This window comes from Pseudomonas sp. S3(2024), assembly GCF_036861315.1.
Lineage (GTDB): Bacteria > Pseudomonadota > Gammaproteobacteria > Pseudomonadales > Pseudomonadaceae > Aquipseudomonas > Aquipseudomonas putida_A.
The window spans coordinates 856,500-875,168 of the sequence record NZ_JAZAQQ010000001.1 but is presented as its reverse complement, the minus strand read 5'-3'; the positions used below and the strand labels follow the sequence as shown (position 1 = coordinate 875,168).

Genomic DNA, 18,669 nt, shown 5'->3' with positions numbered 1-18,669 from the left:
AAACTCGTAGGAAAAGTCGACACGTCCTATGCCACTGCAGTCATCCGCAGCGGAATTGGCTGTAGGCAAATTCCTGACTTCCCGGCAGCTAAAGCAAGGGCGACGTCATGAACGTCGCCCTTGCAATGGCTTAATTGCTGACGCTGACGCCGTAGAAGGAATTCAAGCCGAATGGGCTGATCTTGAAGTCCTGCACGTTGGCGCGCATGGGTTGATACACCGTCGAGTGAGCGATAGGTGTCATTGGGACTGCATCTTTGAGGACGTGTTGCGCCTGTTTGTACAGTTCGGTGCGCTTGCCCTGGTCGGTCGTGCGCTTGGCTTCCTTGACGAGGCCGTCGAACTTCTTGTCGCACCACTTGGAGAAGTTGTTGCCGCTGAGCGAGTCGCAGCCGAACAGCACGTTCAGCCAGTTGTCCGGATCACCATTGTCACCGCTCCAGCCAATGATCATGGCCTGGTTCTCGCCACCTTTGGAACGCTTGATGTACTCGCCCCACTCGTAGCTGGTGATCTTCACGTTCAGGCCGATCTTCTTCCAGTCGGACTGGAGCATTTCAGCCATCAGCTTGGCGTTCGGGTTGTACGGACGCTGCACCGGCATCGCCCACAGAACGATCTCGGTACCTTCCTTGACGCCAGCTTCCTTGAGCAGCTGTTTGGCTTTCTCAGGATCGTACTTGGCGTCCTTGATGGTGGTGTCGTAGGACCACTGGGTCGGTGGCATGGCGTTGACGGCCAGCTGGCCGGCGCCCTGGTAAACCGAATCGATGATCTGCGGCTTGTTCACCGCCATGTCCAGCGCCTGACGTACGCGCAGGTCAGCCAGCGGGTTAGCCTCGTTGCTGCCCTTGACCTTGTCCATCACGTTGTAGGCGATATAGCCCAAGTTGAAACCGGCCTGGTCAGGCATCTTCAGGGTCTTGTCGGCCTTGAGCGCCGCGAGATCCGCCGGACGCGGGAACAGGGTGACCTGGCACTCGTTCTTTTTCAGTTTCTGGATACGTACCGACGGGTCGGTGGTGATGGCGAAGATCAGGTTGTCGATCTTCACGTCCTCAGGTTTCCAGTAATCCTTGTTGCCGGTGTAGCGGATGTTCGAGTCTTTCTGGTAGCTCTTGAACACGAACGGACCAGTGCCGATCGGCTTCTGGTTGATGTCGGCAGCCTTGCCTTCCTTGAGCAGCTGGGCAGCGTACTCGGCGGACTGGATCGAGGCGAAGCTCATGGCCATGTTCTGGATGAACGCGGCGTCGACTTCTTTCAGCGTGAACTTAACGGTGTGGTCGTCGACTTTATCGATCTTGGTGATGTTGGTGTCCATCCCCATGTCGGTGAAGTACGGGAATTCGGTCGGGTACGCCTTACGGAACGGGCCATCCTTGTTAATCATGCGATTAAAGGTGAACAGCACGTCGTCGGCGTTGAACTCACGAGTCGGCTTGAAATACGGGGTGGTGTGGAACTTGACGCCTTCACGCAAGTGGAAGGTGTAAGTCAGGCCATCCGGGGAAATGTCCCAGCTGGTGGCCAGACCCGGGATAACGGCGGTGCCGCCACGCTCGAACTGACTCAGGCGGTTGAACATGGTTTCGGCTGAGGCGTCGAAGTCGGTTCCGGTGGTGTACTGGCCTGGATCAAAACCGGCCGGGCTCCCTTCGGAGCAGAACACCAGGTTAGTCGCAGCGGATGCGAAAGGTGCGGAGGCTAACAAGCCTGCGCCGACTAAAAACGGAATGACCGCGTGTTTAAGCATGTTGGCCTCATGATTTGTTGTCATTTTTTAATATTGAGGTACGACCTCGTGAGTCGTGCCTGCGGATACTTATGCAGGGGCCATACCCAATGCAAGATCCAGAGTGTGAGCGAGCGTTAAACGGTGGCACGTACGTACCTTAATGTCGCATCTGTATAACTTTTGACGCATTTGACCGTTTGCGGGTGCATTTTACGGTGCAAACGAAGCCCCAAAACGGTGCGCCGGTCACGTTGTGCGCGCCGCATTGGGGCTCGGTGTTACTTATTTATACCCACGCCGTAGAAGGGCGTAAGGCCAAACGGACTGATCTTGAAGTCGGTCACTTCCTTGCGCAGCGGCTGGAACACCGTGGAGTTGGCGATCGGGGTGATCGGCACCTGCTGTTTAAGGATCAGTTGCGCCTGTTGATACAGTTTTACCCGTTGCGCCTTGTCGGTGGTCACCTTGGCCTGCTGCACCAGTTTGTCGTAGGCCGGGTCGCACCACTTGGCGTAGTTGCTGCCCTTGACCGCGGCGCAGCTGTAGAGCACGCCGAGCCAGTTGTCCGGGTCGCCGTTGTCACCTGTCCAACCATAGATCATCGCGTCGTGTTCGCCATTTTTCGCACGCTTGATGTACTCGCCCCATTCGTAGCTGACGATGTTGGCCTTGATGCCGATTTTCTCCCAATCCTGCTGGATCATCTGCGCCGACATGCGTGCATTCGGGTTTGAGGCGCGCTGCACCGTCATCGCCCACAGGTTGATGGTGGTACCCGGCGCAACCCCGGCTTCCTTGAGTAGCGCCTTGGCTTTCGCCGGGTCGTATGGCGCGTCCTTGATGTTCGGGTCATACGACCATTGCGCCGGCGGCAAGGCGTTCTGCGCCAGTTGGCCGGCACTCTGGTAAACGGCTTTGATGATTGCCGGTTTGTCGATGGCCATGTCCAGTGCCTGACGGACCTTGAGCTGGTCCAATGGCGGGTGAGTGGTGTTGTAGGCGAGGAAGCCGAGGTTGAAACCGGGCTGCTTGAGCACGCGCAGATTCGGGTCTTGTTGCATCACTTCGATGTCGGCCGGGCGCGGGTAGCCGCTGACCTGGCATTCGCCGGCCTTGAGTTTCTGCAGGCGTACGGCGGCGTCGGGGGTGATCGAGAAGATCAGGTTGTCGATCTTCACGTCTTCCGGTTTCCAGTAGGTCGGGTTGGCGGCGTAGCGGATCTGCGAATCTTTCTGGTAGCGCTTGAATACGAACGGGCCGGTGCCCACCGGTTTTTGGTTGAGGTCGGCGGCTTTGCCTTCCTTTAGCAGTTGCGCGGCGTATTCGGCCGATTGCACCGAGGCGAAGCTCATGGCGAGGTTTTGCACGAACGCGGCGTCGACGTTGTTGAGGTTGAAGCGCACGGTCTGATCGTCGATTTTTTCTACCGATTTGATCGTGGTGTTCAGGCCCATGTCGGTGAAGTACGGGGACTCGGCGGGGTAGGCCTTGCGGAAGGCGTTGTCGGGGTCGAGCAGGCGCTGGAAGGTGAACAGTACGTCGTCGGCGTTGAAGTCGCGGGTCGGGGTGAAATATTCCGTTGTGTGGAATTTTACGCCTTGCCGTAGGTGGAAGGTGTACTGGAGGCCGTCCGGGCTTACGTCCCAGTTGGTTGCCAGGCCGGGTTCGACTTCGGTGCCACCGCGTTTGAATTGGGTGAGGCGGTTGAAGACGGTTTCGGCGGAGGCGTCGAAGTCGGTGCCGCTGGTGTATTGGCTGGGATCGAAGCCTGCCGGGCTGGCTTCGGAGCAGTAGACCAGGGTGGTGGCTGCGTTTGCGATCGGGGCTATGGCGGTTAGTGCGAGGGTGATTAGTAGTGGTTTTAGGGTGAATCTTTCCATGGAGTCCCCGGGATTTGGAGGTGGTTGTTTTTTCAGGTTAGCGGGGATTTGGGTGTGTTCGGAAATATCGTTTTTCCTGTTGAGATGTCTATCTCGGTATATCTGGGGCTTTTGGGTGCATATCCGTTGCTGCGGTAACGGCGGCTTGGGGTTCCGCCCTTACGGCGGGTCACTTTTTCCAGACGCCGAAAAAGTAACCAAAAAGGCTTGCTCCTGCGTTCGGCCCGCTCGCTGGGGCTCGGGGTGCCTTCGCTGCGGGATCGATCCGGGCGCAGCGCCTACGGTTTGCTTCGCTGCACCTCCTCTCGCTGTGTTTGGCTGCGCCAAACGGTCGCTGCGCTCCCACCCCCGGATCAATCCCTCCACTCAGCCTTCCGACGTCGCCCGTGGATCAAGATCAAAAGCGGTACTCGAGCTAACGCTCATCGTGTTGAGTGGTGAAAAGCGGGTGCGGCGACTGGCTAAGTGATGGCGGCCTGACAGCCGACCAATCTCTAACGGCCTGCACGCCATCCACTGTGGGAGCGGGGTTGCTCGCGAAGAGGCCCGTCCAGTCACCTGATAAAATTGGCTTGTTTAAAGTCGTTTCAAATAACCAGAACCTTCCCACAAGGTTTTCAGGTTGTCCCTCGGACGTCAGCTCTCTAGCCTTGAACTGTCGCTGAAAACTCAGCGACCGGGTGTGAGAACCCGCAGGAACTGTTAATCCACAATCAGTACCACCATAATTGCCGCCAGCATTTCTGCTGCTGCAATGTTCTATGGCGGCTGTGTGCGGGCGGGCTTCGGTCCGGCCGGGCTTGTTCCTACCGGTTTCTCACCCCGCACATTGCTGCCACCACTCCGCCGCGTGAGAAACGGCGAGTGAATGGCTATTGATTAGGAACGCTATCAATGTCCAAACCCGTCCCAGATCCACCGCTCGAACCCACAACCCCACTCACCGAAGCCCTCCACGCCGAAGACCTCGCAAAAAACCGCGAAGCGATCAAGCGCGCCCTCGACTTCTACCTCAGCCCCGAAGCCACAAAACCGCGTCCGCCCAGTTCGATGTTCCTCGTCCATCCGGGCATCGACACGGAAAGTCTGCTGGCCCACGCCTGTGAATCCCTGGCCTCGGCCAACACCATGGCCAGTGATTTCGCCGATCAGCTCAGTCGCCCGCAGCGCAACACGGCGCTGGCTATTCAGCAGATCATCATGCTCGCTGAGCTGGCGGTGAATCGGGCGCTGGATCGGGTTGATCCGTAGACCTGAGACCGCGTTATCGTTCATCGCGAGCAGGCTCACTCCTACAGGGGAACGCATTCCAAATTGTAGGAGTGAGCCTGCTCGCGATGGCGGCGGAACATTCACCACAAAATCCAGGCACAAAAAAACCGGCGATCATTCACTGATCGCCGGTTTGTCATTCAGCCCACATCAATTCACCGCATCAGCACTTCAATCGAGCCATCGGCGGTCAGGCTGACCTGGCTGGTGCCGGCTTCTACTTCCGGCGTGACCGGTGCCGAATCCGCCATGCCGGCGGCTTTCATCATCATCGGGGCGCGCATGTACGGTTGTGGATAACCGTTGCTGTTGAGGTTCAGGTTGACGATTTTGTACCCCTTGCCGCCCAGTGCGTCAGTGGCCAATTGCGCGCGGGCCTTGAAGGCGCTGACGGCTTCTTTCAGCAACTTGTCCTCGCTGGCCTTGCGGGTCGGCTCGGCGATGGCGAAGTCCATGCCGCCCATTTTCAGGTCGGTCAGCAGTTCGCCGGTGAGTTTGGACAGGGCGGCGAAGTCGGCGCTTTCCAGGCGCAGTTCGGCGCGTTCACGCCAGCCGGTGATCTTCTGGCCTTTGGTGTCGTAGATCGGGTAGCTGTTGCGGCTGCCCTGGCGCAGGGTGATGTCTTTGACTTGCTTGGCCTGTGCGAGTGCCTTGTTCATGGTGGTGCTGACGTCCGCGGCGAGTTTGGCCGGGTCGGTGTTTTGCGCTTCGGTGTAGAGCGTCACGATCATCAGGTCGCGGGCCACTTCCTGGCTGACTTCGGCGCGCAGGGAAATCTGGTTGTAGTGCAGCTCATCGGCGGCCAGCGCCGGAAGGCTGGCGATGCTGCCGACGGTCAGGGCGAGAAGGGCGGCGCTGCGGCGAAAGGTGTGCATGAAGGCTCCTTGAATAATGCGCAGGTGTTGGTTCGTCCCTGCGTGAAACCATCAGACTCTAGCTTCTGCGATCCGGTTCGCCCAGTTACAACTTCTATACAGATGCAGCGGGCCGCTGCGCGGCCATTCGCGAGCAGGCTCGCTCCCACTTTTGAAATGCATTCCTCTGTGGGAGCGAGCCTGCTCGCGAAGGCGCCCTTATAGCCGCCGAAAATGTTTTCGCCATGTGGTCATTTGCCGCACTTTCGCCTCTCAAAGGCGCGGCTTGGTTATACTCCGTGCGATCCGCCTGGAGCGCTCATCAGGAGAGCTCATGCTCGCCCCCGTACAACTGACTTCCGCCACTCGCCAGAACCTCTGGCGGCTGACCTTCATTCGCACCCTGGTGCTCGCCGCGCAGGCCGGTTCCGTCGGCCTGGCTTACTGGCTGCAACTGCTGCCGTTGCCGTGGGTGCAACTGGCGATGACCCTCGGCTGCTCGATTCTGCTGTGCGTGTTCACCGCCGTGCGCCTGCGCACTTCATGGCCGGTGACTGAACTCGAATATGCCCTGCAACTGGCCTGCGATCTGGTGATCCACAGTGCGTTGCTGTATTTCTCCGGCGGTTCGACCAACCCGTTCGTTTCCTATTACCTGGTGCCGCTGACCATCGCGGCGGTGACGTTGCCGTGGCGTTATTCGGTGATTCTGTCGGGTATCGCGCTGGCGCTGTACACCGTGATGCTCACGCGTTTCTATCCGCTGGAAACCCTGCCGGTGGCCCGCGAGAACCTGCAGATCTACGGCATGTGGCTGAGCTTCGCGCTGGCCGCTGCGGTCATCACGTTTTTCGCTGCGCGCATGGCTGAAGAGCTGCGCCGTCAGGAAGAATTGCGCGCGATTCGCCGCGAAGAAGGCTTGCGCGATCAGCAATTGCTCGCCGTCGCCACTCAGGCGGCCGGCGCCGCGCATGAACTCGGCACGCCGCTGGCGACCATGAGTGTGTTGCTCAAGGAAATGCAGCAGGATCATCCCGACGCGATGCTGCAGGATGATCTGAAGGTGCTGCAGGATCAGGTCAAACTCTGCAAAGAAACCCTGCAGCAACTGGTGCGCGCCGCCGAAGCCAACCGTCGTATGGCCGTGGAGATGCAGGACGTCACCCAATGGCTCGACGAAGCGCTGAACCGCTGGCACCTGATGCGTCCGGAAGCCAGTTACCGTTTCCAGCGTCTCGGCCAAGGCACCGTGCCGCGCATGGCGCCGCCGCCGGACCTGACCCAGGCGCTGCTCAATCTGCTGAACAACGCCGCCGACGCCTGCCCGGAAAACCTTCAGGTGACGCTGGACTGGGACGCGGAAACCGTGACCATCAGCATTCGTGACCACGGCGCCGGTGTGCCGCTGGCCATTGCCGAGCAGATCGGCAAACCGTTTTTTACCACCAAGGGCAAAGGTTTCGGCCTGGGCCTGTTTTTGAGCAAGGCCAGCGTGACACGCGCCGGCGGCTCAGTGAAACTCTATAGTCATGAGGAAGGCGGCACGCTCACCGAGCTGCGCCTGCCCCACGGCGCCCGAGGAGACCAACATGAGTGACGAAATCCAAGTCGAAGGCGAAGAACTGCCGCATTTGCTGCTGGTCGACGACGACGCAACGTTCACCCGAGTAATGGCCCGTGCCATGGCTCGTCGTGGCTTTCGCGTCAGCACCGCAGGTTCCGCCGAAGAAGGCCTGACCATCGCCCAGGCCGACCTACCGGACTACGCCGCGCTGGACCTGAAAATGGACGGCGACTCTGGCCTGGTGCTGCTGCCCAAGCTGCTGGAGCTGGATCCGGAAATGCGCGTGGTGATCCTCACCGGTTATTCGAGCATTGCCACCGCGGTCGAAGCGATCAAGCGCGGCGCCTGCAACTACCTGTGCAAACCGGCCGACGCCGATGACGTACTGGCCGCGCTGCTCTCCGAGCACGCCGACCTCGACAGCCTGGTGCCGGAAAACCCGATGTCGGTTGACCGTCTGCAATGGGAGCACATCCAGCGTGTGCTGACCGAGCATGAAGGCAACATTTCCGCCACTGCCCGCGCCCTGGGCATGCACCGCCGCACCCTGCAGCGCAAACTGCAGAAGCGCCCGGTTCGTCGTTGAAAGGTTTTCTGGCCAAATGAGCTGGATTGAATGAAACAGGCGCTACCCTGCATTCGGGTAGCGCCTGGGTTCAAGCTACGACCGTGAAGAACATTTTTGGCGATGAGTATTTTTTTCCACCCAGAGTCGCTTCGCATTGCGCGTAGAGATCCAGCCCCAACCAGCTTTTCACGGTAGCTTTTGATACCGGGAGAATGAGCTCGTTGTTTTTACCGCCTTTCTGTTCGGATTTCTTTTCGGAGGCATATCCGATCCAGGCAAGATGGATATCAACCTTGGGGTTATCGGAACTGAATTTGACTGTAATCCCCGAATCACTCACCTCACTGATAGACAGTTTGCCATTCTTGATCGAATCGCTGGTTGGAGCATTAAGCGGGTTTTCTACTTTGTTCATGACCAATTCCTTTCGTTGTCAGAGGGGTAACCTGCTCTCCTGATTCACAGCGAATTCCTTGCAGGAGGCCAGCCCAGTTGATCAGCCTGAATAGCCCCCCTCTACTGTCAACTCTGACAGTCCCGATGAACGGTACGTGCGCTCGCTGCGATACTGAAACCCCTGCAAATCTGAACAATCCCTGAATGAGCCAGTCCCACTCTGGCGATGAAACGAACCGATCAACTATGATCGGTGCGTGTCTGTTCTTTTCTTTATCGAGCCTTTTCCATGAATCAGAACGCTGAATATTCCGCGGTCAACGATGCTGTGCGCGGGCAGTTTTTTCGCAAGGTGTGGGCGATCATCACGCCCTACTGGCGCAGTGAAGAGAAGGGCAAGGCCTGGACGCTGCTGATCGCGGTGATCGCACTCTCGCTGCTGAGCGTGGGCATCTCGGTGTGGTTCAACACCTGGTACAAGGATTTCTACAACGCGCTGCAAAAGAAAGATGAGGCGGCGTTCTGGCGCTTGATTCTGTATTTCTGCGGGATTGCAGCGGTGGCGATTGTCGGTGCCGTGTACCGGCTGTATCTGACCCAGATGCTGACGATTCGCTGGCGGGCGTGGCTCACCGAAAAGCATTTTTCCCGTTGGCTTGCCGACAAGAATTACTACCAGCTGGAGCAGGGCGGTTACACCGATAACCCGGACCAGCGGATTTCCGAAGACCTCAATAACTTCACCTCCAACACCCTTGAACTGGGGATCGGCCTGCTGCGCAATATCGTCAGCCTGGTGTCGTTCTCGATCATTTTGTGGGGCGTGTCGGGCAGCATCGAAGTCTATGGCATCACCATTCCCGGCTACATGTTCTGGTGCGTGCTGGTCTACGCCGTGGTGGGCAGCTGGCTGACTCATTTGATCGGTCGTCGCCTGATCGGCCTGAATAACCAACAACAACGCTTCGAAGCCGACCTGCGTTTTTCCATGGTGCGGATTCGCGAGAATGCCGAAAGCATCGCGTTGTATAACGGCGAACCGAATGAGAACCGTCGCTTGAGCAACCGTTTCGGCATGGTCTGGCATAACTTCTGGGACATCATGAAAGTGTCCAAGCGCCTGACATTTTTCACTGCCGGTTACAGCCAGGCTGCGATCATTTTCCCGTTTATCGTTGCGTCGCCGCGTTACCTCGCCGGCAAGATCGAACTGGGTGAGCTGATGCAGATCAGCTCGGCATTCGGCAACGTCCAGGAGAGTTTCAGCTGGTTTATCAGTGCGTATCAGAGCCTCGCGTCCTGGCGTGCCACCTGTGATCGTCTGCTGAGTTTCCGTCAGGCCATGACCGATAACGAACAGCGTACGCCGGCCATCGACGTGCAGAATCAGGGCAGTGAATTGCAAGTGCACAACCTCGGTCTGGACTTGGCTGATGGTCGTCACCTGCTGACCAATGCCGACATGACGGTGGAGCCGGGCGAGCGGGTGATGCTCAGCGGCCGATCCGGCAGCGGCAAGTCGACATTGCTGCGAGCGATGGGACACCTGTGGCCGGCGGGGCACGGCAACATCCGGCTGCCAGCGGCGCGCTACCTGTTCCTGCCGCAGAAACCGTATCTGCCGATCGGCACCTTGCGCGAGGCCTTGAGTTATCCACAACCGGGCGATACCTACGCGACGGAACGTTACGCGCAGGTGCTGGAGACTTGCCGTCTGCCGCATCTGGTTGCGCGTCTGGACGAAGCCAATCACTGGCAGCGCATGCTGTCGCCGGGTGAGCAGCAACGCCTGGCCTTCGCCCGCGCCATGCTTTACGCGCCGCAATGGCTGTACATGGACGAAGCGACCTCGGCGATGGATGAAGAGGACGAGGCGACGCTGTATCAGGCGCTGATCGATCAGTTGCCGGGCCTGAGCATTGTCAGCGTCGGCCATCGCAGTAGCCTCAAGCGTTTCCACCCTAGACATGTGCGGATCGACAGCGGGCATCTGGTGGAGCAGGCCGTGACCGCTTGATCACCACAACCCCCTGTGGGAGTGGGCTTGCTCGCGAAGGCGTCTCTTCAGTCGACAAATCGGTTGCCTGACACACCGCCTTCGCGAGCAAGCCCGCTCCCACATGGGGTAATGTGAGGCGGGATGTGATCGTACAACTCGCCTGAGCTATGATGCTCACCAAGCCGAATTTTCGAGACCAGACGTTGACCATGGAAAACCCGATCGACACCCCACGCCTCCCACGCAAGCGCCGCAGCCTGGCTCAGGAGCTGGTGACGGTGCTGACCGAGCAGATCCGCGACGGTCTGCTCAAGCGCGGCGACAAATTGCCCACCGAGTCGGCGATCATGCAGGAGCACGGCGTCAGCCGCACCGTGGTGCGCGAGGCGATCTCCCGTTTGCAGGCCGCCGGCCAGGTGGAAACCCGCCACGGCATCGGCACCTTCGTGCTCGACACGCCGAGCCCCAGCGGTTTTCGCATCGACCCGGCCACGGTGGTCACCCTGCGTGACGTGCTGGCGATTCTCGAATTGCGCATCAGCCTGGAAGTGGAGTCCGCCGGCCTCGCCGCGCAACGCCGCAGTCCCGAACAACTGGCGACCATGCGCGCCGCCCTCGATGCGCTGAACGACAGCGTCGCCCACGCCAGCGATGCGGTGGCCTCGGACTTCGCCTTCCACCTGGAAATCGCCCTGTCCACCGGCAACCGCTACTTCACCGACATCATGACCCACCTGGGTACCAGCATCATCCCGCGTACGCGGCTGAATTCGGCGCGTCTGGCCCATGATGATCAGCAGCACTACATGAATCGTCTGAGCCGTGAGCACGAAGAGATTTATGACGCAATTGCCCGCCAGGATTCCGATGCGGCGCGGGCGGCGATGCGCCTGCATTTGACCAACAGCCGCGAAAGACTGCGCCAGGCTCATGAAGAGGCGCAGGCGCAGCGGGGATGAGTTTGCAGGTTTGATTCATGTGTTGATTGATCTCCCGCTTTCGCGAGCAAGCCCGCTCCCACCCTGGATTTTCGGTAAGCCCGGACTTTGAGTGCAGCCGAGATCCATTGTGGGAGCGGGCTTGCTCGCGAATGGGCCGCTGACTTCAGCGCGGCAATATCGAGCGATCCACCCTCACCGCCAGTTTCGCTTTACCCGGCTTGGCAGCAAACGCCACCTCGCCTGATTGATCCACAATACCCCGCGCAATCGGCTTGCCATCTGCCAGCAACTCCAATGGTGCACCTTGCAGCGACTGCCCCGACGCCAATTCCAGTTTCAATGTGATCGTCATGCTCATTCTCCTTGATTGACGTTGCCCGTCGGGTGGTAGTCCTTGAGCAGCAGGTAGGTGCTCCAGCCCCACCAGTCATCGATGGTGGCGGTGTCGTTGAGGTTGTTCACGTCTTTGCGCCGCAGCACCTTGCCGCCCTCGACGCGGAACAGCGGCGCGAAGTTATTCGAAAGATTCAGCACCGCCGTCAGATCCGGCAGGCGTTGCAGCGCGGCAAATGCCGAAGGGGCGGGCACGTTGCCGCTGAGGTAGGCAGCAAAGATTTCGTCCGCTGAAGCTTGCACCGCCAGATTGACCTGGGTGCGGTTGTCCGCATCGCTGGCCTCGAAGTAGCGTTTGTCGCCGTAGGCGCGCCATTGATCGCCATGGGCGTTGCGCACTTTGAGGCCGAATTTGCTGTCCTCGTCGTGCATGAAACGGGTCACCAGCGAGCCGAGATCGCTCGGCGTGACCACCGTCGCCATCTCTTTGCGCGGCACCCGCAGGTGGCCGGCAGAGAACAGGTCAGTGAGGAAGTGGTCGGCAAACGCGTTCATCGCATAGGCCCGTTTCAGTTGCTGCTCATCGTGAGTGGCGCGGGCCGCGACTGCGGTTTGCAGGGCGGCGGTGTGGCCAGCGATGTAGGCCAGTCTGGCCCATTCGCCGAAGTGGTCGGCGTTGTTCGCCGCCAGTTTCAGATAACGTCCGAGCGGGAACAGCGCGGAGACAAAACTGCCGCCACCGGTGATCTTGTTCCACTCTTCGGACAACGTATCTCCGAGCGCGTCGTAGGCTTCGTGCGGTGCTTTGCCGTCCTTGATCGCCTGCTTAACCGCGTCGATCTCTTTTTGCATGACCGCGAGAATCTGCGTGGCCTCGGCGCGGGAGGCCGGCAGCACGGCGAGAGAGTCGAAGGCAGCATTGAACCGGTTCAGGCGATCAGCCGGGGTCGCGCCTTCGTTGATCGGTCGATCGACAGCGCCGTAGAAATCTCCAGCCAGCGCCACCACCTGGCCGTAGGTCAGCGCTAGACCGTTGGGCAAGTGCAAGGGCAGGTTTTGCGCGCGAATCGGTTCGGCGTTTTCGCTGAAGCGCAGCAGGGTGTTATCGCCGATGGACGTGTGTTCAGCGCCTTCGAAGCGCAATGGCGGCCGAATATTCAACGTTTTGCCGGGGAGGGCGGTGGCCGGTTCGACATCGCTGTGGGCGTCGGCGATGTGCAGCAGCAGATGCGGATTGTCAGCGTTGAAGTGGATGCCATTGATAGTGAAAAGGTCATCGAAACGGGCGATGACCGGTTTGGGTCTTTCCTGTGGTTTTGCATGCAGTCCGGACATTTCTGGCTCCTTGATATGTCGTCGGTGGATTTATTTTTAGCTGTATGGATATACAGTCAAATCGAGCCTAGCCCAGATTTTTCCTACGTCAAGAACGAATCTTGTCCGACAAAAAGTGTGAGGCGACGATGAAATGCAGTTGACGGTTATCTTTTAAGTTGTACGATGACCTACAACTTCAGCGCTGGCTGAACCATAAAACTCACAAAAAATGTTGCTACCCAGGGTGTTCGAAAAATGAATCCACAAGAACTGAAGTCCATCCTCTCCGCCGGTCTGCTGTCGTTCCCGGTCACCGATTTCAATGCCCAGGGCGATTTCAACCGCGCTGGCTACATCAAACGTCTGGAATGGCTGGCCCCGTACGGCGCGTCGGCACTGTTCGCCGCCGGCGGCACCGGTGAGTTCTTCTCCCTGGCAGCCAGCGAATACTCGGAAATCATCAAGACCGCGGTCGATACCTGCGCCACCAGCGTGCCGATTCTGGCCGGTGTCGGCGGCTCGACCCGCCAAGCCATCGAGTACGCCCAGGAAGCCGAGCGTCTGGGCGCCAAAGGCCTGTTGCTGCTGCCGCACTACCTGACCGAAGCCAGCCAAGACGGCGTCGCCGCCCACGTTGAAGCGGTGTGCAAATCGGTGAACATCGGCGTGGTGGTCTACAACCGCAACGTCTGCCGCCTGACCGCGCCACTGCTGGAACGTCTGGCCGAGCGCTGCCCGAACCTGATCGGCTACAAGGACGGTCTGGGCGATATCGAGCTGATGGTGTCGATCCGTCGCCGCCTCGGTGATCGCTTCAGCTATCTGGGTGGTCTGCCGACCGCCGAAGTCTACGCCGCTGCCTATAAGGCTTTGGGCGTGCCGGTTTACTCGTCGGCGGTGTTCAACTTCATCCCGAAAACCGCGATGGATTTCTACCACGCGATTGCTCGCGAAGATCACGCCACCGTCGGCAAGATCATCGACGACTTCTTCCTGCCGTACCTCGACATCCGCAACCGCAAAGCCGGTTATGCCGTGAGCATCGTCAAGGCAGGCGCCAAGATCGCCGGCTATGACGCAGGCCCGGTGCGGGCGCCGCTGACCGACCTGACCGGCGAAGAGTACGAAATGCTCGCTGCGCTGATCGACAAGCAAGGCGCGCAATAAACACCGACCCACAAGGCCGCTGAGCAATCAGCGGCTTTTGCGTAGAGAGGAGAATTTTCTGTGGCTGATTCCAAGCGTTACGACAACTACATCAACGGTGAATGGGTCGCCGGTGCCGACTACTCGGCGAACATCAATCCGTCCGAGTTGAGCGACACCATCGGCGATTACGCCAAGGCTGACCTGACTCAGGTTCACGCCGCCATCGATGCGGCCCGCGCCGCGTTCCCGGCGTGGTCGACGTCGGGTATTCAGGCCCGTCACGATGCTCTGGATAAAGTCGGCACGGAAATCCTCGCCCGTCGCGAAGAACTCGGCACCCTGCTGGCCCGGGAAGAGGGCAAGACCCTGCCCGAAGCTATCGGCGAAGTGACCCGCGCCGGCAACATTTTCAAGTTCTTCGCCGGTGAATGCCTGCGTCTGTCCGGCGATTACGTGCCGTCGGTGCGCCCGGGCGTCAACGTTGAAGTGACCCGCGAAGCCCTCGGCGTGGTCGGTCTGATCACCCCGTGGAACTTCCCGATTGCGATCCCGGCATGGAAGATTGCTCCGGCATTGGCCTACGGCAACTGCGTGGTGCTGAAACCTGCGGATCTGGTACCGGGTTGTGCCTGGGCGCTGGCGGAAATCATCTCCCGTGCAGGCTTCCCGGCCGGCGTGTTCAACCTGGTAATGGGCAGCGGTCGAGTGGTCGGCGAAGCGCTGGTCAACAGCCCGAAAGTCGATGGCATCAGCTTTACCGGTTCGGTGGGCGTGGGTCGGCAGATCGCTGTTAATTGCGTGTCGCGCCAGGCCAAGGTGCAGCTGGAAATGGGCGGCAAGAACCCGCAGATCATTCTCGACGACGCCGACCTCAAACAAGCGGTCGAGCTCTCGGTGCAGAGCGCGTTCTACTCCACCGGCCAGCGTTGCACGGCGTCGAGCCGCCTGATCGTCACCGCCGGGATTCACGACAAATTCGTCGAAGCGATGGCCGAGCGCATGCAGTCGATCAAGGTCGGCCACGCGCTGAAATCCGGCACCGATATCGGTCCGGTGGTCTCCCAGGCGCAGCTGGAACAGGACATGAAGTACATCGACATCGGCCAGTCCGAAGGTGCACGTCTGGTCAGCGGCGGTGGTCTGGTGACTTGCGACACCGAAGGCTACTTCCTCGCGCCAACGCTGTTTGCCGACAGCGAGGCGTCGATGCGCATCAGCCGTGAAGAGATCTTCGGCCCGGTGGCCAACGTCGTTCGCGTGGCCGATTACGAGGCGGCGCTGGCGATGGCCAACGACACCGAGTTCGGTCTGTCGGCTGGTATCGCCACCACGTCGCTGAAGTACGCCAACCACTTCAAGCGTCATTCGCAGGCCGGGATGGTGATGGTCAACCTGCCGACCGCCGGTGTCGATTATCACGTTCCGTTCGGTGGCCGTAAGGGTTCATCCTATGGCTCACGTGAGCAAGGGCGCTATGCGCAAGAGTTCTACACCGTGGTGAAAACCGCCTACATCGCTTCCTGATACACGCAATACCTGTGGGAGCTGGCTTGCCAGCGATGCGGACGACGCGATATGCCCTCGTACCGCGGTGATGCCATCGCTGGCAAGCCAGCTCCCACAAAAGCAACACCAAAGAAGATTCACCCGCGCATAAAAATAATCAGTGGGAGTACATCTACATGCAATCGTCCAAGCCGACTCACGTCCGCTATTTGATCCTGCTCATGCTGTTTCTGGTGACCACGATCAACTATGCCGACCGCGCGACCATCGCCATCGCCGGTTCCAGCCTGCAAAAAGACCTCGGCATCGACGCGGTCACCCTCGGCTACATCTTCTCTGCTTTCGGCTGGGCCTACGTTGCCGGGCAGATTCCCGGTGGCTGGCTGCTCGATCGCTTCGGCTCGAAAAAAGTCTATGCCCTGAGCATTTTCACCTGGTCGCTGTTCACCGTGCTGCAAGGCTTTGTCGGTGAATTCGGCATGTCCACGGCGATCGTTGCGCTGTTCATGCTGCGCTTTCTGGTGGGCCTGGCCGAGGCGCCATCGTTCCCCGGTAACGCGCGGATTGTCGCGGCCTGGTTCCCGACTGCAGAACGCGGTACCGCCTCGGCGATCTTCAACTCGGCGCAATATTTCGCCACCGTGCTGTTTGCACCGCTGATGGGCTGGATCGTGTATCGCTTCGGCTGGGAGCACGTGTTCATCGTCATGGGCATCCTCGGTATCATCTTCTCGCTGGTCTGGCTCAAGGTTATCCACAGCCCGCGTCAACATCCGCTGGCCAACGAAGCCGAAGTGCAGTTCATCGCCGACAACGGCGGCATGGTCGACATGGACGTCAAGCAAGGCAAAAAATCCGACGGTCCGAAGTGGGATTACATCCGTCAGTTGCTGACCAACCGCATGATGCTCGGTGTATATCTGGGTCAGTACTGCATCAACGGCATCACCTATTTCTTCCTGACCTGGTTCCCGGTGTACCTGGTGCAGGAGCGCGGCATGACCATCCTCAAGGCCGGTTTCATTGCCTCGCTGCCGGCAATCTGCGGTTTCATCGGTGGTGTGCTTGGCGGGGTGATTTCCGATTACTTGCTGCGCAAAGGGCATTCGCTGACCTTCGCCCGCAAGGCACCGATCATCGCCGGTCTGCTGGTGTCCAGCAGCATCGTCGCTTGCAACTATGTTGATGTGGAGTGGATGGTGGTTGGCTTCATGGCTTTGGCATTCTTCGGCAAAGGCGTGGGCGCGCTGGGTTGGGCGGTGGTGTCCGACACCTCGCCGAAACAGATCGCCGGTCTGAGCGGTGGCCTGTTCAACACTTTCGGCAACATCGCTTCGATCACCACTCCGATCGTGATTGGCTACATCATCAGCTCCACCGGTTCGTTCAAATGGGCGCTGGTGTTCGTCGGTGCCAACGCACTGGTTGCGGTGTTCAGCTACCTGGTGATCGTCGGCCCGATCAAACGTGTGGTGCTCAAAGAGCCGCCAACCAACGGTGGTTCTGAAATCACCGGCAAATTGTCTCAAGCGCATTCCTGAGGAGCGGCGTCATGCAGTTGATTGAACATTCCGACTCGCCGCGCTACATCCGCCTGCACGAGCGGGACAACGTAGTGATTGTGGTCAACGATCAGGGCGTACCGGCCGGCACCGAGTTCCCGGACGGTCTGGTGACCGTGGACTTTGTGCCGCAGAGCCACAAGGTGACTCTTGAGGACATTCCCGAGGGCGGCCAGGTGATTCGCTACGGCCAGACCATCGGCTACGCGTTGCAGCCGATCCCGCGCGGCAGCTGGGTCAAGGAAGATCAACTGCGCATGCCGACCGCGCCGCCGCTGGACAGCCTGCCGCTGTCCACCGAAGTGCCGGCCGCGCAGGCCCCGCTGGAAGGCTTCACGTTCGAGGGTTATCGCAACGCCGACGGCACCGTCGGCACGCGCAATATTCTCGGGATCACCACCACGGTGCAGTGCGTGACCGGCGTGCTCGATCACGCGGTGAAACGCATCAAGGACGAGTTGCTGCCAAAATACCCGCATGTCGATGATGTGGTGGCGCTGACCCACAGTTACGGCTGCGGCGTGGCGATCACCGCCACTGACGCCTACATCCCGATCCGCACCGTGCGCAATCTGGCGCGCAACCCGAACCTCGGTGGCGAAGCGCTGGTGATCAGTCTGGGCTGCGAGAAATTGCAGGCCGGGCAGGTGATGCACGAGGACGATGCCTCGGTCGATCTCAGCGAGCCATGGCTGTATCGCCTGCAGGATTCCAGTCACGGTTTCACCGAGATGATCGAGCAGATCATGGCGCTGGCCGAAGTCCGTTTGAAGAAGCTCGACCAGCGCCGCCGCGAAACCGTGCCGGCCTCCGAGCTGATCCTCGGCATGCAGTGCGGCGGCAGCGATGCGTTCTCCGGCATCACCGCCAACCCGGCGCTGGGTTATGCCTCGGACTTGCTGCTGCGCGCAGGGGCGACGGTGATGTTTTCCGAAGTCACCGAAGTGCGCGATGCGATTTATCTGCTGACTTCCCGTGCCGAAACCAAAACCGTGGCGCAGGAACTGGTGCGTGAGATGGACTGGTACGACCGCTATCTGGCCAAGGGCGAAGCGGATCGCAGTGCCAACACTACGCCGGGCAACAAGAAGGGTGGGTTGTCGAACATTGTCGAGAAGTCGCTGGGTTCGATCGTCAAATCCGGTAGCAGCGCGATCAATGGCGTGCTCGGCCCGGGCGAGCGTTTCAAGCAGAAGGGTTTGATTTTCTGCGCCACGCCGGCGAGTGATTTTGTCTGCGGCACCTTGCAGTTGGCCGCGGGGATGAACCTGCATGTGTTCACCACCGGGCGGGGTACGCCGTATGGTTTGGCGATGGCGCCGGTGGTCAAGGTTTCGACCCGCACCGAGCTGGCGCAGCGCTGGCCGGACCTGATCGACATCGATGCCGGACGTATCGCCACCGGGCGCGCGACCATCGAGGAATTGGGCTGGGAGTTGTTCCACTACTACCTGGATGTGGCGAGCGGCAAGCAGCAGACGTGGGCGGAGAAGCACAAGCTGCATAACGACATCACCCTGTTCAATCCGGCGCCGATTACCTGATACCGCGTCATCGTTCTTCGCGAGCAGGCTCGCTCCCACATTTGAA

Annotated in this window: 15 protein-coding genes; 9 read left to right on the top strand and 6 right to left on the bottom strand. The window is 59.7% G+C overall.

The features are described 5' to 3' along the window. Positions 1-130: 130 nt before the first annotated feature. Together VLA07_RS04140 and VLA07_RS04135 are read right to left on the bottom strand one after the other, a co-directional pair. A complete protein-coding gene (locus VLA07_RS04140) occupies positions 131-1,756 on the bottom strand; it encodes an ABC transporter substrate-binding protein (protein ID WP_333988451.1) in 1,626 nt (541 codons plus the stop codon). A 260-nt stretch (positions 1,757-2,016) separates the two neighbouring features. Continuing rightward, positions 2,017-3,618 (bottom strand): ABC transporter substrate-binding protein, encoded by a 1,602-nt coding sequence (locus VLA07_RS04135; protein ID WP_333988450.1) that lies wholly within the window; start codon positions 3,616-3,618, stop codon positions 2,017-2,019. A gap of 894 nt (positions 3,619-4,512) precedes the next feature. Here VLA07_RS04135 and VLA07_RS04130 point away from each other — a divergent pair. Then, a complete protein-coding gene (locus tag VLA07_RS04130) occupies positions 4,513-4,869 on the top strand; it encodes a DUF6124 family protein (protein ID WP_333988449.1) in 357 nt (118 codons plus the stop codon). A 176-nt stretch (positions 4,870-5,045) separates the two neighbouring features. On the opposite strand, the gene VLA07_RS04125 is transcribed toward VLA07_RS04130, so the two are convergent. Further along, positions 5,046-5,765 carry an SIMPL domain-containing protein gene (locus VLA07_RS04125; RefSeq protein ID WP_333988448.1) on the bottom strand — a complete coding sequence of 240 codons (720 nt, stop codon included), beginning with the start codon at positions 5,763-5,765 and terminating at the stop codon, positions 5,046-5,048. 313 nt (positions 5,766-6,078) lie between these two features. Between VLA07_RS04125 and VLA07_RS04120 the strand changes: the two genes are divergently transcribed. Both VLA07_RS04120 and VLA07_RS04115 read left to right on the top strand, forming a co-directional pair. Beyond that, positions 6,079-7,341 (top strand): ATP-binding protein, encoded by a 1,263-nt coding sequence (locus tag VLA07_RS04120; RefSeq protein WP_027610820.1) that lies wholly within the window; start codon positions 6,079-6,081, stop codon positions 7,339-7,341. Next, positions 7,334-7,894: a response regulator transcription factor gene (locus tag VLA07_RS04115; RefSeq protein WP_003221630.1), complete on the top strand. Its 561-nt coding sequence runs from the start codon at positions 7,334-7,336 to the stop codon at positions 7,892-7,894. Before VLA07_RS04120 ends, VLA07_RS04115 begins: the two co-directional genes overlap by 8 nt. A gap of 70 nt (positions 7,895-7,964) precedes the next feature. On the opposite strand, the gene VLA07_RS04110 is transcribed toward VLA07_RS04115, so the two are convergent. Further along, positions 7,965-8,291, bottom strand: a complete 327-nt coding sequence (locus tag VLA07_RS04110; protein ID WP_247267920.1) for a hypothetical protein — start codon at positions 8,289-8,291, stop codon at positions 7,965-7,967. 270 nt (positions 8,292-8,561) lie between these two features. Between VLA07_RS04110 and VLA07_RS04105 the strand changes: the two genes are divergently transcribed. Both VLA07_RS04105 and VLA07_RS04100 read left to right on the top strand, forming a co-directional pair. Next, complete coding sequence (locus tag VLA07_RS04105; protein WP_247842308.1) at positions 8,562-10,289, top strand: ABC transporter ATP-binding protein/permease; 1,728 nt, start codon at positions 8,562-8,564, stop codon at positions 10,287-10,289. A 191-nt stretch (positions 10,290-10,480) separates the two neighbouring features. After that, positions 10,481-11,230: a FadR/GntR family transcriptional regulator gene (locus tag VLA07_RS04100; RefSeq protein ID WP_178085273.1), complete on the top strand. Its 750-nt coding sequence runs from the start codon at positions 10,481-10,483 to the stop codon at positions 11,228-11,230. Positions 11,231-11,375: 145 nt separating this feature from the next. Here the strand turns inward: VLA07_RS04100 and VLA07_RS04095 are convergent, their stop codons facing one another. Both VLA07_RS04095 and VLA07_RS04090 read right to left on the bottom strand, forming a co-directional pair. Continuing rightward, entirely contained in the window at positions 11,376-11,564 is a 189-nt protein-coding gene (locus VLA07_RS04095) for a hypothetical protein (protein ID WP_333988447.1), read from the bottom strand. Between the two features lie 2 nt (positions 11,565-11,566). After that, on the bottom strand, positions 11,567-12,880 hold the full coding sequence (locus VLA07_RS04090) for a phospholipase (protein ID WP_333988446.1): 1,314 nt from the start codon (positions 12,878-12,880) through the stop codon (positions 11,567-11,569). Positions 12,881-13,117: 237 nt separating this feature from the next. Between VLA07_RS04090 and kdgD the strand changes: the two genes are divergently transcribed. The 4 genes from kdgD (at position 13,118) to garD (ending at position 18,623) form a co-directional block, all read left to right on the top strand. Then, positions 13,118-14,029, top strand: coding sequence for a 5-dehydro-4-deoxyglucarate dehydratase (kdgD, locus tag VLA07_RS04085; protein WP_007981458.1), 912 nt, complete (start codon positions 13,118-13,120; stop codon positions 14,027-14,029). Positions 14,030-14,089: 60 nt separating this feature from the next. Next, entirely contained in the window at positions 14,090-15,535 is a 1,446-nt protein-coding gene (locus VLA07_RS04080; RefSeq protein ID WP_333988445.1) for an aldehyde dehydrogenase family protein, read from the top strand. Positions 15,536-15,693: 158 nt separating this feature from the next. Next, positions 15,694-17,058, top strand: coding sequence for an MFS transporter (locus VLA07_RS04075; protein ID WP_027610828.1), 1,365 nt, complete (start codon positions 15,694-15,696; stop codon positions 17,056-17,058). A gap of 11 nt (positions 17,059-17,069) precedes the next feature. Further along, positions 17,070-18,623, top strand: coding sequence for a galactarate dehydratase (gene garD, locus VLA07_RS04070; RefSeq protein WP_027610829.1), 1,554 nt, complete (start codon positions 17,070-17,072; stop codon positions 18,621-18,623). Positions 18,624-18,669: the final 46 nt, after the last annotated feature.

Bases quoted from the DNA above. Each gene is read 5' to 3' on its own strand.
- VLA07_RS04140 (WP_333988451.1), bottom strand. From the start codon at position 1,756: ATGCTTAAACACGCGGTCATTCCGTTTTTAGTCGGCGCAGGCTTGTTA.
- VLA07_RS04135 (WP_333988450.1), bottom strand. From the start codon at position 3,618: ATGGAAAGATTCACCCTAAAACCACTACTAATCACCCTCGCACTAACC.
- VLA07_RS04130 (WP_333988449.1), top strand. From the start codon at position 4,513: ATGTCCAAACCCGTCCCAGATCCACCGCTCGAACCCACAACCCCACTC.
- VLA07_RS04125 (WP_333988448.1), bottom strand. From the start codon at position 5,765: ATGCACACCTTTCGCCGCAGCGCCGCCCTTCTCGCCCTGACCGTCGGC.
- VLA07_RS04120 (WP_027610820.1), top strand. From the start codon at position 6,079: ATGCTCGCCCCCGTACAACTGACTTCCGCCACTCGCCAGAACCTCTGG.
- VLA07_RS04115 (WP_003221630.1), top strand. From the start codon at position 7,334: ATGAGTGACGAAATCCAAGTCGAAGGCGAAGAACTGCCGCATTTGCTG.
- VLA07_RS04110 (WP_247267920.1), bottom strand. From the start codon at position 8,291: ATGAACAAAGTAGAAAACCCGCTTAATGCTCCAACCAGCGATTCGATC.
- VLA07_RS04105 (WP_247842308.1), top strand. From the start codon at position 8,562: ATGAATCAGAACGCTGAATATTCCGCGGTCAACGATGCTGTGCGCGGG.
- VLA07_RS04100 (WP_178085273.1), top strand. From the start codon at position 10,481: ATGGAAAACCCGATCGACACCCCACGCCTCCCACGCAAGCGCCGCAGC.
- VLA07_RS04095 (WP_333988447.1), bottom strand. From the start codon at position 11,564: ATGACGATCACATTGAAACTGGAATTGGCGTCGGGGCAGTCGCTGCAA.
- VLA07_RS04090 (WP_333988446.1), bottom strand. From the start codon at position 12,880: ATGTCCGGACTGCATGCAAAACCACAGGAAAGACCCAAACCGGTCATC.
- kdgD (WP_007981458.1), top strand. From the start codon at position 13,118: ATGAATCCACAAGAACTGAAGTCCATCCTCTCCGCCGGTCTGCTGTCG.
- VLA07_RS04075 (WP_027610828.1), top strand. From the start codon at position 15,694: ATGCAATCGTCCAAGCCGACTCACGTCCGCTATTTGATCCTGCTCATG.
- garD (WP_027610829.1), top strand. From the start codon at position 17,070: ATGCAGTTGATTGAACATTCCGACTCGCCGCGCTACATCCGCCTGCAC.